Origin of the sequence: Streptomyces sp. NBC_01241, from assembly GCF_041435435.1 — a bacterium.
Taxonomy (GTDB): domain Bacteria; phylum Actinomycetota; class Actinomycetes; order Streptomycetales; family Streptomycetaceae; genus Streptomyces.
In genome coordinates this window covers 1,976,200-1,990,327 of sequence record NZ_CP108494.1, presented here as the reverse complement: position 1 = coordinate 1,990,327, position 14,128 = coordinate 1,976,200, and the positions used below count along the sequence as shown (strand labels likewise).

Sequence of the window (14,128 nt, the reverse complement as noted above, 5' to 3'; positions counted from 1 at the left end):
GCGCGAGCAGCGATGCGTACACTCGTACACATGGGTTATGGACTGCTTGCCGCGGCGATCGCGGCCGAGGTGGCCGGTACGACGGCCATGAAATACAGCGAGGGCTTCACCCGGCTCTGGCCCTCGCTGATCACCGTCGCGGGCTATCTCATCGCCTTCGCCCTGCTCGCCCAGACGCTGAAGACGCTGTCGATGGGCACCGCCTATGCCATCTGGGCCGGGATCGGCACCGCCGCGATCGCCGCCATTGGCATCCTCTTCATGGGGGAGTCCGGCAACCTCGTCAAGCTGGCCGGCATAGCGCTGGTCATCGCCGGAGTGGTGGTGCTGAACCTGGGAGGGGCGCACTGATGACACGTCGTTACGACCCCGAGCGGCGCGGCCGCATCATCGACGCCGCGATCCGGGTGGTCGGCGCCAAGGGCATCGCGGGACTCAGCCACCGCTCCGTCGCGGCCGAGGCCGATGTGCCGCTCGGCTCGACGACGTATCACTTCGCGTCGCTGGACGAGCTGTTGATCGCGGCGCTGCGCCGGTCGAACGAGAACTTCGCCGAGGTCATGCGGGCGAGTGAGGCTCTGGCCGACCCGGCCGTCGACCTCGCCGGGGAACTGGCCGGGCTGCTGGGGGAGTACTTTTCCGGCGGGCGTGGGCGGGCCGAGCTGGAATACGAGCTGTACTGCGCCGCGCTCCGCAGGTCCGCGTTGCGGCCGGTCGCCGCCGAGTGGACCGACGGCGCCGCCGAACTGCTGTCCCGGCGGACCGATCCGGCCACGGCGCGCGCGCTGATCGCGCTCATGGACGGGATCTGTCTGCAGGTGCTGCTCACCGGCGGCGAATACGACGAGGCGTACGCGCGGGAGATGCTGGGGCGCCTCGTCGGCTGACGGACCGGCGCCGCCCGGGCGTCACGCACCGGGCCGGGCCGCTCCTCGGGCGTCATGCGCCGGGCCGGGCTGTCCCTCGGGCGTCATACGCCGGGCCGGGCTGCCTCTCGGGCGTCACGCGCCGGGCCGGGCCGCCCCTCGGATCGTCGTCAGGGCCGCCCGCACGCTCGCCTCGATGTCCGTGATCGGGTACAGCGCCTCGCGGACCGTCCGGTTCCGGTCCACCACCAGCGTCAGCCGCTTCAGCCGGCTCGTCCCTGCCGCGCGGAACGTCGGCAGTCGCAGAGCCGCCGTCAGCTCCAGCTCCGCGTCGGACAGCAGCGGGAAGCGCAGTCGCTCCGCGTCCGCGAACGCCCGCTGCTCGTCCGGGCGTTGGGTGGACACCCCGTGCACGGTCGCGCCCGCCGCCGTGAACTCGGCCAACTGGTCGCGATACGTGCAGGATTCGAGGGTGCAGCCGCTCGCGCCGGGGATCTGTGCCCACCCCGGCGGATAGGCGTCCCGGCGGGCGTAGGCGCCGGGGAAGCAGTACAGGACGGTGTACGGGGTGTCGGCGACCGGGTCGCGCAACGCGCCGTCGTAGTCCAGCAGTTGCAGCTCGGGCAGGCGCGTGCCCACCAGGGCGTGCACCCGGGCCGCCTCCTTCGATGCCTCGGCGGACGTTGCCGTCATCTCTCCGTCTCCCATCACCCAGCTGTCGCCCCAGTCCTGGAGTGCGATCAGTACGGGCAGCAGTGCGCGTCCGCGCCGGGTGAGCCGGTACTCGTACCGGGGTGGCCGGTCCTGGTACGGCTCCCGGGACAGCACTCCCGCGTCGACGAGCAGCCGCAGCCGCTCGGTCAGCACCTTGCGGGACACGCCCAGCTCCTCCTGGAGTGCGTCGAAGCGGTGCACCCCGCGCGCCGTGTCCCGCACGATCAGCAGGGTCCACCAGTCGCCGACGACATCGAGTGCCTGGGCGATCGCGCAGTCGGCGTCGGCCAGGCTGGTGCGCTGGGGCATGGGCTCCTCCGTCGGTCTGCCGCTGCCGTCTCTTACGTGATCGACCTGCAGTCAAGCATGATGGCACAGTCCGTTCCCAAGGGGAACTTGCCTGGTTCGCCGTCGGCCTGCCGCTTGCCGCGCCGATCGCCGTCTGCCGGGGCGCGGGCGCGACCACCGGGCGAGACCGGTTGGCGACGACGGTGCCCCGCCGGTTAGGTTTCGTGTCATGACCGACACGACTCCTGCTCGCACCACCGGCGCCGTCGCCGCCGGCCTCGCCACCATCGCCGGCGACGGTTCCGTTCTCGACACCTGGTTCCCCGCCCCCGAGCTCAACGCCGAGCCGGGCCCGGCCGGAACCGAACGGCTCACCCCCGACCAGGCCGTCAACCTCCTCGGCGACGGTGCCGGCAGGGCCATCGGTGTGGACGCCCGCCGCGGGGTCGAGGTCGTCGCCGTACGTACGGTCATCGCCTCGCTCGACGACAAGCCGCTCGACGCCCACGACGCGTACCTGCGCCTGCACCTCCTCTCGCACCGCCTCGTCCGGCCGCACGGCCAGAACCTGGACGGACTCTTCGGCCTCCTCACCAACGTCGCCTGGACCTCGCTCGGCCCGGTCGCCGTGGACGACGTGGAGCGGGTACGGCTGAACGCCCGCGCCGAGGGCCTGCACCTCCAGGTCACCTCGGTCGACAAGTTCCCCCGGATGACGGACTACGTCGCACCGAAGGGCGTCCGGATCGCCGACGCCGACCGGGTCAGGCTCGGCGCGCACCTCGCCTCCGGCACCACCGTCATGCACGAGGGCTTCGTCAACTTCAACGCGGGCACCCTCGGCACGTCGATGGTCGAGGGCCGGATCTCCGCGGGTGTCGTCGTCGGCAACGGCTCCGACATCGGCGGCGGCGCCTCCACCATGGGCACCCTCTCCGGCGGCGGCAAGGAGCGCATCGTCATCGGCGAGCGCTGCCTGATCGGCGCCGAGGCCGGTGTCGGGATCGCGCTCGGCGACGAGTGCGTCGTCGAGGCCGGGCTCTACATCACGGCCGGCAGCCGTATCACGATGCCGGACGGGCAGATCGTCAAGGCCCGCGAGCTCTCCGGCGCCTCGAACATCCTCTTCCGCCGCAACTCGGTCACCGGCGCCGTCGAGGCCCGCCCGAACAACGCGGTCTGGGGCGGTCTCAACGACATCCTGCACAGCCACAACTAGCGTGTAGCGGCGAGGAGTTCCTCGTACGCCCTCCGCAGCCCGTCGGTCGCCTCGCGCCCGGCGGGCTGCAGCGGTTCGCGGACCGGTCCGGCACCGAGCAGCGCCTTGGCCGTGACCGTGCCGGGCAGCCCGGACGCCATCATCAGCTCGGCGAGCGGGACGGTCAGCCGGTTGAGCCGGGCGGCTTCGGCCGTGTCCCCGGCGTCGAAGGCGTCCAGCACCGCCCGCAGCTGCCGGGGTGCCACATTGGCGACCGTGCTGACATAGCCCGCCGCGCCGACCGCGTACAGCGGCAGGTTCAGTTCCTCGCAGCCCGAGTAGTAGGCCAGCGACGTCGCGCCGATCACCTTCGTCGAGCCGAGCAGGTCGTACGCGCAGTCCTTCACGGCCACGATGCGCGGGTGCTCCGCGAGCCGCAGCAGGGTCTCCGGCTCGATGCGGGTGCCGGTGCGGCCGGGGATGTCGTACAGCATGAGCGGCAGGCCGGTCGCGTCGGCGACGCGCCACAAGTGCGCCTCGACGGCGGCCTGCGGCGGTCTGCTGTAGTACGGAGTCACCACCAACAGGCCGTCCGCGCCCGCCTGTTCGGCCTGCCGGGCGAGGGCCACGGTGTGCCGGGTGTCCGAGCTGCCGACCCCGGCGACGATCGGCACACCGTCGCCGACCGCCGCCCGGACGGCCCGCAGCAGCGCCGTCTTCTCCGCGTCGGAGGTGGTCGGGGACTCGCCGGTGGTGCCACTGAGCACCAGACCGTCGCAGCCGTCGGCGACCAATGAGGCGGCGAGCTTCCCGGCGGCGGCCGGGTCCAGCGCTCCGGAGGCGGTGAACGGCGTGATCATGGCGCAGAGTGCGCGGCCGAAGGGGGCTACGGGTGCTGTCATTCCCGAAGTGTCGGTCGACCGGACTGTGAAGGTCCACTTAGTTCTGCTTGGGATAAAGGGGAAGTAATACTGAACAGTCGTGGGGAGGGGGTCCGCGCTCTGGCATGATCGAACGCCTACGCGGCAGACCGACACCGGGGGCGGGTGCATGACCGTACGGGAACGGACAGGGGCGGAGAACGGAACCGGGGCCGGGAGGCGGCGGCCGGTGGTGGCCGTGCTCATGGCCGGGATGCTGGGCCTGTCGCTCTCGGGTTGCGCCGGGTTTCTCGTGCCGGCGGGCGAGGGCGAGCCGGAGCCGGCACCGAGCTTTTCGTACCGGGTGCACGCCGACAAGCTGCCGTCATCGTTTCCGAGCGTCCCCGCAGCGCTTCCCGACCGGCCGCCGCCTCCGTCGGCGCAGCGGCCCGGCCCGACACCCACCGGGAGTACCACCCGGGCCGACTGCCCGTCCTCCGGAGTCGTCGTCGGCATGGGCGAGATCGAGGCCGCGCTGGGCCACCGGGCCGTCGGCCTCACCCTCACCAACTGCGGCAGCAAGCCGTACCGCGTCTACGGCTATCCGTCGGTCCGGGCCCTGGACGAGGCCGGTGACCCGCTGCCGGTCCCGGTGAATCCGGGCTCCTCGTACATGGGGAACGACCCGGGGCCGAAGGAGGTCATGCTGAAGCCGGGAGGGACGATGCGCTCGCTCCTCGCCTGGGTCTCCACCCCGACCGGCGGTGACCTCATCGAGGGCGACGCGCTGGAGATCGCACCGGCCCCCGGCCTTCAGGCGCGCACCTTCCCGCTGAAGGGGAGCGACGTACGGCTGCTCGACGAGCTGAACATGACCGCCTGGCGGGCCGGTTCCTCGCAGTAGTACCGCGGTGGCCTCGGACCGGAGGACGAGCTCGGCGGGCAGGCCGACGCGGGTGGTGAGGTCAGCGGCGCGCCAGGTAGAGGGAGAACGCCTTGTGGAGCACCTTGCTGATCGGGTAGTCCCACTCGCCGACGTACTCGGCTGCCCGCCCGCCGGTGCCGACCTTGAAGCGCAGCAGGCCCAGGAGATGGTTGCTCTCGTCCAGGGTGTCGGTGATGCCGCGCAGGTCGTAGACGGCCGCGCCCCTCTCGTGCGCGTCGCTCATCATGCGCCACTGGATCGCGTTGCTGGGCTGGACCTCGCGCTTGCGGCCGGTCGAGGCGCCGTAGGAGTACCAGACGTGGTTCCCCACGGTCAGCATCGTCGCCGCGGAGAGCGTCTCGCCGTCGTGGTGGGCCAGATAGAGCCGCATCCGGTCGGGGTCCTCGGCCCGCAGCGCGGTCCACATGCGCTGGAAGTAGCCGAGCGGGCGGGGGATGAAGCGGTCGCGCGCGGCCGTCTCGCGGTACAGCTCGTAGAAGGCCGGGAGGTCCTCGTAGTCGCCCTCGACGACCTTGACACCCGCCTTCTCCGCCTTCTTGATGTTGCGCCGCCACTGCTGGTTCAGGTTGCCCAGGATCTCCTCCAGCGACCGCCCGGCGAACGGCACCTGGAAGACGTACCGGGGCTGTCCGGCGCTGAAACCGTCCTCGCCGCCCTCCTCGCCCTGCCGCCAGCCCAGTGCGCGCAGCTGTTCCACCAGCGCGGCGGCCTGCGGCTCCTCCGCGTCCGCCGCCACGTCGCGCAGCCGTCCGGCGGCCGGGTCCGCGATGGCGTCCTTGACCGTCCCGGCGTCCCAGCTGCGGGCGACCACCGGCGGGCCCATGCGCACCGAGAACGCGCCCTGCGCCTTCAGATGGGCCAGCATCGGTGCCAGCCACCGCTCCAGACCGGCGTCGTGCCAGTCGATGACGGGACCCTCCGGCAGATACGCCAGACAGCGCTTCAGCCGGGGGATCGGCCGGTAGAGGACGAGCCCGGCTCCGACGATCCGGTCCCGGCCGGCGGCGTCGCGGTCGAACCAGCCGATGCTCTCCGGGCGCCAGTCGGGCTTCACATCGCCCCATGACGGAACCTGCATATGGCTCACGGCGGGCCGGCTCGCGACGAACGCCAGATGCTCCTCGCGGGTGATCGCCCTGAGACGCGGTTCCATGCGGTACTCCGTTCGTTGTCCCGTCGGTGGGCCCGACGGTGTCACCAGAAGAGTGTTGTTGACCTCAAGCGCACTTGATCCACCAGTGTGGTCGGCAGCGGCGCGCCGCGCGGGTGCACCGGTCAGGAGGACCCGTCATGAGCGTGCGATTCGAATCCCGTCCCGATCCTGCCCGTAACGACGTCGGACTGGTCAAGGCGAGCACCTGGGATGTCGGCACCCCCGAGCGGCAGCGGCGGACGACCGAGGCCATCCGTACCGCGTGGGAAAGCCGGGAGTGGCCGCATCCGGGGCTGCTCTCGTACACCGTCCATGTCGGTGAGGACGGGAAGACCTTGTTCCACTACAGCCAGTGGAGTGGTGAGCAGGCGTACCAGGAGTTCTTCCGGCACGGCCGGGACGAGCGGAACGCGGACATCGACGCCGCCGTGCCGGGTATCCGGCGGCTCGGGCTGCACACCTTCGAGATGTACCGCTCCGTGCCGCCGACGGAGGGAGACGGGCGGGAACCGGGGTGCGTCGTGATCGTCGACGTCGAGTTCGAGGGGCCGGACAAGGCGCGGCAGCGGGACTGGGTGGACACCGTGTTCGAGGCACTGGGGACCGATCCGGCGCCCGCACCCGGCGGCCTCTCCGGGCACTTCCACGTCAGCACCGACGGAACGCGCGTACTCAATTACGCCGAATAAGAGAGCGCACGGGCCCATGTCGAGGCGCTGGCCGCGCCCGGTGACGGGATCGGGTCGAGGACGCCGCAGTGGGAGCGGGTGCGGTCGTACCCGGGAGTGACCGGCGGCGGCGTGCACCGGTACACGCCCGCGCTCAGCATGCGGCCGAGGGCGGGCGTGTAGGGGCGCTACGGACTGCGGGCTTACGGACTGCGGGCTTACGGACTACGGGCTTACGGACTACGGACTACAGGCTTACGACTACGGGCGGAAGCGCAGGACCTGCGGGTCGTGGTCGCTGTTCTGCGCGGCGAACTCCGCGTTGATGTGGACGCTGTCGTAGTGGAAGCCGTGGATCGACGGGCTGGTCAGGATCTGGTCGAGCACCTGGGTGTTGCCCTGGTAGACGTACGAGTAACGCTCCGCGCGCGGCAGGGACTTGATCGCCGGATACAGCGCGCCACCGGCCGTCAGCGCCTCGGTCGTGCCGGAGAACTCGAAGTCGTTGATGTCGCCGACGACCAGGACGTTCGCGTTCTTCTGGACGCTCAGCAGCTTCTTGACGAAGGTGTTGACCGCCTTGCCCTGCGCGAGCCGCTGGACCTCCGACGAGCGGGTGGGCGGCTGGTGCTGCGAGACGATGGACTCGTCGCCGCCCTTGGACGCGAAGTGGTTCGCGACGACGAAGACCGTACGGCCGCGGAAGGTGAACTCGCCGGCGAGCGGCTTGCGGCTGTTCGTCCACGCCGGGTTCGACGGGTCGATCCGGCCGGGGGAGTGGGTCAGGGCCGCCCCGTTCCCCGCCCGTACGACATCGGTCGCGGTCTTCGCGTCGCCGCCCGCGCGGTCGGTGAACGACACCCGCTTCGGGTTGAAGAGGAACACCTGGCGGATGTTGCCGCCGGGCTCGCCGCCGTCCTGCTTGTTCTCCGGGTCGATGGAACGCCACTGGTACGCCGGGCCGCCCGCGGCCACGATCGCGTCGGTGAACATCTTGACCGTCCGGTCGGCGGAGACCGTGCCGTCGTCCGTCGCGCCGTTGTTGTCCTGGATCTCCTCCAGCGCCACGATGTCGGGCGAGGCGAGGTTGCCGACCACCGCGGCGGCGAGCGCGTCGAACTTCTCCTGCGGGTCGCCGGGGTCGAGGTTCTCGACGTTGTACGTCGCCACCGCCAGCTCGTCGTCGTGCTGCTTGCGGGTCGTCTCCCGGCGCAGCCCGTTGGAGGTGACCTTGCCCAGGGTGCGGGCGGTCAGCGTGTAGCCGCCGTACTGGTTGAAGTCGAGCGGGCCCTCGGTCGTACCGGACAGCACATCGCCGACGTCGGCGGCCGGGAAGGGCTGCTCGGTGAGCGGCGCCAGCGACTGGATCTGGAGCCGGCCGGTGTTCTGCGCGGTGTACGAGCCGTAGACCGTGCCGCCGCGGCTGCTCGCGTTCTCGTGCGGCTTCACCGTCACCCACAGCTCGGCGTGCGGGTCGGTGGCGCCGACCACCCGCGAGGAGCCGATGCGGATGTTCATGCCCTCCAGGGACTCGTAGTAGTCCAGGGCGTAGCGGGACGGGTCGAGGGGGAGCGCGTCGATCGAGCCGCCCGCCGCCGGGTCGCCCGCGGGGGTGTACCGGGCGGGGACCGAGCGCTCCGAGACCGTCACCGGCGCGGGCAGGGCGTTGCCCGAGGAGACCACGGCGACGGCGGGCCTGGTGATCTGGGTGAGCGACTGGTTGCCGGAGGCGGCGCCGCCCGGGACGAACTCGGCGACCGTGCCCGAGACCGTGACCGCGTCACCGACCGCGACGGTCGGCGTGGAGCCGGTGTAGACGAAGACGCCCTCGCTGGTGGCGGGGTCGGCGTCGGGGTTCGGGTCCTGGAACCAGAAGCCCTTCGAGCCGTTCGTCCGCACCCCCGTGACGATGCCCGGGACCCCGGCGACCTGCTGGCCGGCGAGCGGGGATATCCGGGTGGTGCCCTGGATGTCGTGGATCCGGACCTGGCCGTCGGCGGACGGGGAGGAGACGGCCGGGGAGGAGGCGGACGCGGAAGTGGTGGCTGCGCCGGTGAGCAGGCCCGCGGCGAGCGCGGCGGCGACCACCGCGGATACGGCGGTTGTTCGGGACGATGCGGAGGGCATCAATGGCTCCGGAATTTCGAGGGGGACGATTGGGTCTACGCGCGTCAATCTCTTGTGTGGGCAGATCCGTTGTCAAGAACCTCCGGGTGGACGGAAGCTGTCCGTTTCGTGAACCAGGTGGCATGGGGCGAAATGCGTCTACGCTTGGGCCGCCCGACCCGTACGCGTCCCGTACGCCCCGTACGTCCCGAGGAGAACCACCTGATGTCCGCAGAGCGCCCCACCCTGCCGCCCGTAAGGCTGCGCACCGAGGCCGAGCTGGCACGGGACGCGCTCGCCGCGCCGCTGCTCGCCCGCGCCGTCCGGCTCGCCCGCTGGGCAGGCCCGGAGACCCGGGTCGGCGCCGGTGGCGAGCTCGTCGAAGCGCAACTGCCCGCGGCGGCCGAGCACCTCGGCCGCACGGCGGACGAGGACGGCGCGGCGGAGGCCAGCGAGGCGTGGCGGCTCGCGGTCGACACGGGACTGGTCGACGTCGAGGACCCGGGGGAGACCGACGCGGAGGACGCGGAGGGGACCGCCACCGCCGGTGAGAACCTGGCGCTGATCACCGGGGGTTCGCCGCAGGACGTCCTGTCGATCTGGCTCGACGGGCTGGAGGCCGTCCACGCCGATGCCACCGCGCCCTTCTTCGAGGACTTCGCCGACCTCGTCGGCGAGGACGGCACGGTGGACTTCGACTCCCTGGACTGGGATCCGGAGGCCGAGGCGGAATTCCTCGACGGGATCCTCGGCAATCTGTACCTGCTCACCGTCGGCGACGGCGACGGCGGCGTGGACGCGGCGCCCGTACCGCTGCCCGCGCTCGCCGCGTCGATGCTGGTGCCGGACGACATGGGCGAGCCCACCGACGACATCCTGGAGCAGGTGTCCGAGGCGATGATGCGTCTCGACGACCAGTTCCGGGTCCTCGAACCCATGGGGATCGTCGAATACCGCCCGGTGGACGAGGCGTTGCTGGCCGAGGAGGGCGAGGACACCGCCGTCGCGGCCGACGACGAGGACGTCACCCGGTACGGCATGGTGAAGCTGACCCCCCTCGGCCTGTACGGCGTCCGGGCCCGGATGCTGGAGGCCGGGGTGGACGCCCCGGCGATCGGCGACCTCGCGGACAAGGGGGCCGACGCGCTCCTCGGCGGCATCGCGTACTACGCCGAGGCGGCGGCGCGCGGCGAGATCGAGCTGTGGCTCACTCGGCGCGGTGTGGACGGCGCCGCGGCCGAACTCCTGGCGGCGGCCCGCGGAACGGACCGGCAGGCGCCGCTGCGGCGGCTCAACTGCCAGCAGGCGCTCGCCCTGGTCGGCGCGGAGGCGGAGCCCGCGGTGCGCGCGGTGCTGGACGACGCCGAGCTGGGCGGCCTCGCCCGGGTCTGGCTCGCGGAGCTGGGCGCGGCGCACGTACCCGCGCCGCCCGAGTCGATGATCTTCTGGCTCGCCATCGACACGATCGCCGCCCAGCTGGAGGCCGACGGCGACCTGGACGAGCTCCAGGGCCTGGTCGAGGGCCTGGCGGGTCAGCACAGCGGCTTCTTCGGCGAGGCGTGGCGGGTGGAGCACCCGGCGACGGCGGACGTCCTCGAAGCGATGGGGCGGCTGCACAGCGACAAGAAGAAGGCCAAGGAGGCCCGCAAGGCGGCGTTCAAGGCCCGGTCGCGCGCCTGAGCAGCACGCGACCGGGCGTGGCGACGGCTGGGTGCGGAAGGCCGGATGCGGGGATGGCCGGATGCGGAAGGCCGCATCCGGGTACGGCATCGCGTCCGGCCGCCGGTGCCGTATTCGGCCACCGCTCGCAGTTCGACCGGGCCGACGCCGCCGCGATCTTCGGCACGGCGCCGGCACTGCGGGCCGCCGACGCCGGTCTGGTGCAGTTCGGTACGGACAGCGCACCGGTGAGGTATCGCCGGCGCGAGTCCGTGCTGAAGGTCCTGGAGCGCTTCGGCGACCTCGGCGGCACCAACACCGCCGAGGCGGTGCGCCGCCAGTACAAGAAGCACGACCGGGTACTGATCGTCACCGACGAGCAGGCGTCGTTCTCGTACGCCGCGGACGCGACCGCGGCCGTGCCGTCCGAGGTGCCCGTCTACACCTGGAACCTGGCCGGATATCAGGTCGGGCACGCCCCGTCGGGAGGTGGGAACCGCCACACCTTCGGGGGTCTTTCGGACGCGGCGTTCCGCATGGTGCCGTTGCTGGAAGCGGGCCGGGACGCCCACTGGTCCTGGAATCGCTGATTACGAATCCGGCATCAGTGGGCCCCCAGGAGCGGACGGGCATGGCGTCGGACGTTCCCAGGGCGCATACTCAAGGTAATGAAACAGTCAGCCGGATCCCGGCGCTACCTGCCTTCCAGTCCCTTCAACCGCCCGGCCCAGGCGGCCCCACCGGTCGAATTGTTCGATGTGGGCGACAGGGTGTCGCACGACCAGTTCGGACTCGGTCGAGTCCTTGCTGTCGAGGGCGACAACGACGCAGTACTCATCGACTTCTCGGGGCGACAGGGGAGGATCCTGAGCCCGTACTCCAAGCTGACCAAGCTCTGAGAGAGCCGGCGAGCACGCGCAGCGTCCGCGGTCCCGTCACACTCCTCTGGCTTCAGGGGCACCTGGCACTGACAGGTGCCCCTGAAGGCGTACCGGAGGCTCTCGCCGTCGCCGGAAGCCCTTGCGGCGTTACAGCGCCTGGGCGGCGGGCTTCACCATGCCGCGGACGGTGCGTGACTTCACGAAGTCGCCCATGGCCGTCATCTCCCACTCGCCGGAGAACTGCTTGATCAGCTTGGCCATGATCACGCCGGTCTGCGGCTCGGCGCCGGTCAGGTCGAAGCGGACCAGCTCCTCGCCGGTGGTGGCGTCGATCAGCCGGCAGTAGGCCTTGGCGACCTCGGTGAACTTCTGGCCGGTGAACGAGTTGACCGTGAAGACCAGGCCGGTCGCCTCCGCCGGGATCCGGCCCAGGTCGACGACGATCACCTCGTCGTCCCCGGCGCCCTCGCCCGTGAGGTTGTCGCCGGAGTGCTTGATCGCGCCGTTCAGGATGGAGAGCTTGCCGAAGTAGCAGCTGTCCAAGTGGTTCCGGTTGGGGCCGTAGGCGATCACCGAGGCGTCGAGGTCGATGTCCTTGCCGCGGAACGCGGGCTCCCACCCGAGGCCCATCTTGACCTGGGAGAGCAGCGGCCGGCCGGCCTTGACCAGGGAGACCGTCTGGTTCTTCTGGAGGCTGACCCGGCCCTTGTCGAGGTTGATCTTGCCGGAGGCGGCGGGCGCGGGCGCGGCGGCGGGCGGGGCCGCCGGGGCCGCGGGCGCGGCGATCCGCGGGTCCACGGGCGGCGCGGTGGGCATCGGGGGCACGACGGGCGCGGGCGCGGCGGCGGGCTCCTCCTCGACCGAGACGCCGAAGTCCGTGGCGATTCCGGCCAGTCCGTCCGCATAGCCCTGGCCGACCGCGCGGGCCTTCCAGGCGCCGTTGCGGAGGTAGACCTCGATGACCACGAGCGCCGTCTCGGTGCCCAGCTGGGGTGGCGTGAACGTGGCGAGCACGCTGTTGTCGTCGGCGTTGCGCACGGTCGCGGTGGGTTCGATGCCCTGGAAGGTCTGGCCCGCCGCGTCCGGGCTCGCCGTGACGACGATCTTCTCGATGCCGGGCGGGACCGCGGTGGTGTCCACCACGATCGCGTCCGGCGCGGTGCCGCCGCCGGAGCGGTACGTCACGCCGGGGCCGGCGGGCTGGTTGTAGAAGATGAAGTCGTCGTCGGAGCGCACTTTTCCGTCGGCGGTGAGCAGCAGGCCCGAAACGTCGAGCCGCACCGGGGCGGAGACGTCCACTGCCACGCGGGCGGCGGAGAGAGGGATGTTCGAGCCGGGGGTCATAGCGGTCATGCCGGGGGTAACGAACGACCCGGCTTTGCCGTTCCCTTACCTTCGCGGGCTTTCGCGGGCTTTCGCGGGCGTTCGCGGGCCTTCGGCCGTACGGGTCAGGAGCCCCTCCGCCGGCGATTGCGGGGGTGGTCGCGGGCCGTGCGCTCGTTGCCGTGCTTGTACGCCCCGGTCCATCGGGCCATCACGAGCTGCGCGTCCCCGCAAGCCACCTCGGCCAGGAACTTCTCCGCCCGGCCGCCGCGCAGCGTGTCCGCGGGGCGGCCGTGATGGGTGATGGTGACGCTCGCGTCGCCGTGCTGCTCGTACAGGAATCCGGAGGGTCTCGGCATGGCTCCGCATCCTGCCGTCCGCCGGGGCGCGCTGTCGCGTGGATTTCCGCGGTTCCGAGCCGCGGGGTCGCTGCCGCCGGTTCCGAGCCGCGGGTTCAGCGCGGCCAGATCGGCGGGTTGGTGCAGAAGTGGCCGCCGAGGTGGGCGTGGTCGGGGTTGTCCGGGTCCAGCTCGCCCTGTTCGGCGAGGAGCTCGGCCGCGTACGGCTCCGAGTCGTCCCTGGGCTCGTATCCGAGCGAGCGTGCCGTCGTCAGGTCCCACCACAGCCGGGTGTTGTCGGACGAGCCGTGGACGACGGTGTGCCGCACGTCCTCGGCGGTGAGCGCGGCGTGGAAGAGCCTGGCGCCGTCCTCGGGGCTCATCCAGACCGAGAGCATCCGTACGGATGTCGGCACCGGGAAGCAGGAGCCGATGCGTACGGAGACGGTCTCCATGCCGTGCCGGTCCCAGTACAGCTGGGCGAGGTCCTCGCCGAAGGACTTGGACAGTCCGTAGAAGGTGTCGGGGCGGCGCGGGGCGTCGATCGGGATCAGCGGATCGCCGGGGAGCGGGCGGGGGGTGTATCCGATGACGTGGTTGGAGGAGGCGAACACGATGCGCCGGACGCCCTCTTCGCGCGCGGCCTCGTAGAGGTGGTACGTCCCCTGGATGTTCGCCTTCAGAATTTTGTCGAAAGAGGCTTCCAGGGAGATGCCCGCGAGGTGGATGATCGCGTCGACACCCCGAACGGCCTCGCGCAGCGCCTCCTCGTCACCGAGGTCGGCCGTGATCGCGTCCGGCTCGCCCTCGACCGGGGCGACGTCGAAGAGGCGGAGCTCGTAACCGTACGCCGGCAGAAGTCCGCGCATCAGGGTGCCGAGGCCGCCGGCGGCGCCGGTGAGCAGGACGGTGCGGGGAGCGGGCATGCGCGGATCTCCTCGGTACATAGGTGCACGCGCGCAACGTGCGCGCGGCACGGGCCCTGCGGCACCTGCGATGCGTACCCGCGGGGCGTCAAATCCATGGACGACATTCATATTCGTGGACACGCTAAGAAGTCCGGGCGTATCGCGTCAAGAGCATGGGTGTGTGCGCGGTGGAGTCGCCGGGGCCGGTGGAGCCGGCGGC

The 14,128-nt window shown here is 71.4% G+C and carries 13 protein-coding genes and 2 pseudogenes; 8 read left to right on the top strand and 7 right to left on the bottom strand.

The window, feature by feature from the left end; all coding sequences use genetic code 11:
* The first annotated feature begins 30 nt into the window (after positions 1-30).
* Complete coding sequence (locus tag OG306_RS08605; RefSeq protein WP_266745506.1) at positions 31-351, top strand: DMT family transporter; 321 nt, start codon at positions 31-33, stop codon at positions 349-351.
* On the top strand, positions 351-887 hold the full coding sequence (locus tag OG306_RS08600) for a TetR/AcrR family transcriptional regulator (RefSeq protein ID WP_266745505.1): 537 nt from the start codon (positions 351-353) through the stop codon (positions 885-887). The genes OG306_RS08605 and OG306_RS08600 overlap by 1 nt, the downstream gene beginning before the upstream one ends.
* Positions 888-1,001: 114 nt before the next feature.
* On the opposite strand, the gene OG306_RS08595 is transcribed toward OG306_RS08600, so the two are convergent.
* On the bottom strand, positions 1,002-1,889 hold the full coding sequence (locus OG306_RS08595; protein ID WP_266907013.1) for a winged helix-turn-helix transcriptional regulator: 888 nt from the start codon (positions 1,887-1,889) through the stop codon (positions 1,002-1,004).
* Between the two features lie 208 nt (positions 1,890-2,097).
* Here OG306_RS08595 and dapD point away from each other — a divergent pair, with 208 nt between their 5' ends.
* Positions 2,098-3,087 (top strand): 2,3,4,5-tetrahydropyridine-2,6-dicarboxylate N-succinyltransferase, encoded by a 990-nt coding sequence (dapD, locus tag OG306_RS08590; RefSeq protein WP_266745503.1) that lies wholly within the window; start codon positions 2,098-2,100, stop codon positions 3,085-3,087.
* Here the strand turns inward: dapD and dapA are convergent.
* Positions 3,084-3,968, bottom strand: coding sequence for a 4-hydroxy-tetrahydrodipicolinate synthase (gene dapA, locus OG306_RS08585; protein WP_266907015.1), 885 nt, complete (start codon positions 3,966-3,968; stop codon positions 3,084-3,086). The genes dapD and dapA overlap by 4 nt on opposite strands.
* Before the next feature lie 148 nt (positions 3,969-4,116).
* Between dapA and OG306_RS08580 the strand changes: the two genes are divergently transcribed.
* The gene (locus OG306_RS08580; RefSeq protein ID WP_371665220.1) at positions 4,117-4,830 is read left to right on the top strand and encodes a DUF4232 domain-containing protein; all 714 of its coding nucleotides are present in this window, start codon (positions 4,117-4,119) and stop codon (positions 4,828-4,830) included.
* Positions 4,831-4,891: 61 nt separating this feature from the next.
* Here the strand turns inward: OG306_RS08580 and OG306_RS08575 are convergent, their stop codons facing one another.
* Positions 4,892-6,025 carry a lipid II:glycine glycyltransferase FemX gene (locus OG306_RS08575; protein ID WP_266745501.1) on the bottom strand — a complete coding sequence of 378 codons (1,134 nt, stop codon included), beginning with the start codon at positions 6,023-6,025 and terminating at the stop codon, positions 4,892-4,894.
* A gap of 137 nt (positions 6,026-6,162) precedes the next feature.
* Between OG306_RS08575 and OG306_RS08570 the strand changes: the two are divergent.
* Positions 6,163-6,876, top strand: a pseudogene (locus OG306_RS08570) (antibiotic biosynthesis monooxygenase).
* Positions 6,877-6,954: 78 nt separating this feature from the next.
* Here the strand turns inward: OG306_RS08570 and OG306_RS08565 are convergent.
* Entirely contained in the window at positions 6,955-8,820 is a 1,866-nt protein-coding gene (locus OG306_RS08565; RefSeq protein ID WP_266745500.1) for an endonuclease/exonuclease/phosphatase family protein, read from the bottom strand.
* 204 nt (positions 8,821-9,024) lie between these two features.
* Between OG306_RS08565 and OG306_RS08560 the strand changes: the two genes are divergently transcribed.
* The 3 genes and pseudogenes from OG306_RS08560 (at position 9,025) to OG306_RS08550 (ending at position 11,357) form a co-directional block, all read left to right on the top strand.
* Positions 9,025-10,479, top strand: a complete 1,455-nt coding sequence (locus OG306_RS08560) for a hypothetical protein (protein WP_266745499.1) — start codon at positions 9,025-9,027, stop codon at positions 10,477-10,479.
* Positions 10,480-10,601: 122 nt separating this feature from the next.
* A pseudogene (locus tag OG306_RS08555) lies at positions 10,602-11,048 on the top strand (TROVE domain-containing protein); the annotation flags it as partial.
* Positions 11,049-11,126: 78 nt separating this feature from the next.
* Positions 11,127-11,357, top strand: a complete 231-nt coding sequence (locus OG306_RS08550) for a hypothetical protein (protein ID WP_037691698.1) — start codon at positions 11,127-11,129, stop codon at positions 11,355-11,357.
* A 129-nt stretch (positions 11,358-11,486) separates the two neighbouring features.
* Here OG306_RS08550 and OG306_RS08545 read toward each other — a convergent pair whose 3' ends face one another.
* From OG306_RS08545 to OG306_RS08535, 3 genes are all read right to left on the bottom strand, one after another.
* Positions 11,487-12,692, bottom strand: coding sequence for a TerD family protein (locus OG306_RS08545; protein WP_266745498.1), 1,206 nt, complete (start codon positions 12,690-12,692; stop codon positions 11,487-11,489).
* A gap of 95 nt (positions 12,693-12,787) precedes the next feature.
* Positions 12,788-13,021, bottom strand: a complete 234-nt coding sequence (locus tag OG306_RS08540; protein WP_266745497.1) for a hypothetical protein — start codon at positions 13,019-13,021, stop codon at positions 12,788-12,790.
* Positions 13,022-13,116: 95 nt separating this feature from the next.
* A complete protein-coding gene (locus OG306_RS08535; protein WP_266745496.1) occupies positions 13,117-13,926 on the bottom strand; it encodes an NAD-dependent epimerase/dehydratase family protein in 810 nt (269 codons plus the stop codon).
* Positions 13,927-14,128 lie beyond the last annotated feature (202 nt).

Coding starts and splice junctions, on each gene's coding strand:
- OG306_RS08600 (WP_266745505.1), top strand. CDS start 351: ATGACACGTCGTTACGACCCCGAGCGGCGCGGCCGCATCATCGACGCC.
- OG306_RS08540 (WP_266745497.1), bottom strand. CDS start 13,021: ATGCCGAGACCCTCCGGATTCCTGTACGAGCAGCACGGCGACGCGAGC.
- OG306_RS08560 (WP_266745499.1), top strand. CDS start 9,025: ATGTCCGCAGAGCGCCCCACCCTGCCGCCCGTAAGGCTGCGCACCGAG.
- OG306_RS08565 (WP_266745500.1), bottom strand. CDS start 8,820: ATGCCCTCCGCATCGTCCCGAACAACCGCCGTATCCGCGGTGGTCGCC.
- OG306_RS08535 (WP_266745496.1), bottom strand. CDS start 13,926: ATGCCCGCTCCCCGCACCGTCCTGCTCACCGGCGCCGCCGGCGGCCTC.
- dapD (WP_266745503.1), top strand. CDS start 2,098: ATGACCGACACGACTCCTGCTCGCACCACCGGCGCCGTCGCCGCCGGC.
- OG306_RS08545 (WP_266745498.1), bottom strand. CDS start 12,692: ATGACCGCTATGACCCCCGGCTCGAACATCCCTCTCTCCGCCGCCCGC.
- OG306_RS08580 (WP_371665220.1), top strand. CDS start 4,117: ATGACCGTACGGGAACGGACAGGGGCGGAGAACGGAACCGGGGCCGGG.
- dapA (WP_266907015.1), bottom strand. CDS start 3,968: ATGACAGCACCCGTAGCCCCCTTCGGCCGCGCACTCTGCGCCATGATC.
- OG306_RS08595 (WP_266907013.1), bottom strand. CDS start 1,889: ATGCCCCAGCGCACCAGCCTGGCCGACGCCGACTGCGCGATCGCCCAG.
- OG306_RS08575 (WP_266745501.1), bottom strand. CDS start 6,025: ATGGAACCGCGTCTCAGGGCGATCACCCGCGAGGAGCATCTGGCGTTC.
- OG306_RS08605 (WP_266745506.1), top strand. CDS start 31: ATGGGTTATGGACTGCTTGCCGCGGCGATCGCGGCCGAGGTGGCCGGT.
- OG306_RS08550 (WP_037691698.1), top strand. CDS start 11,127: ATGAAACAGTCAGCCGGATCCCGGCGCTACCTGCCTTCCAGTCCCTTC.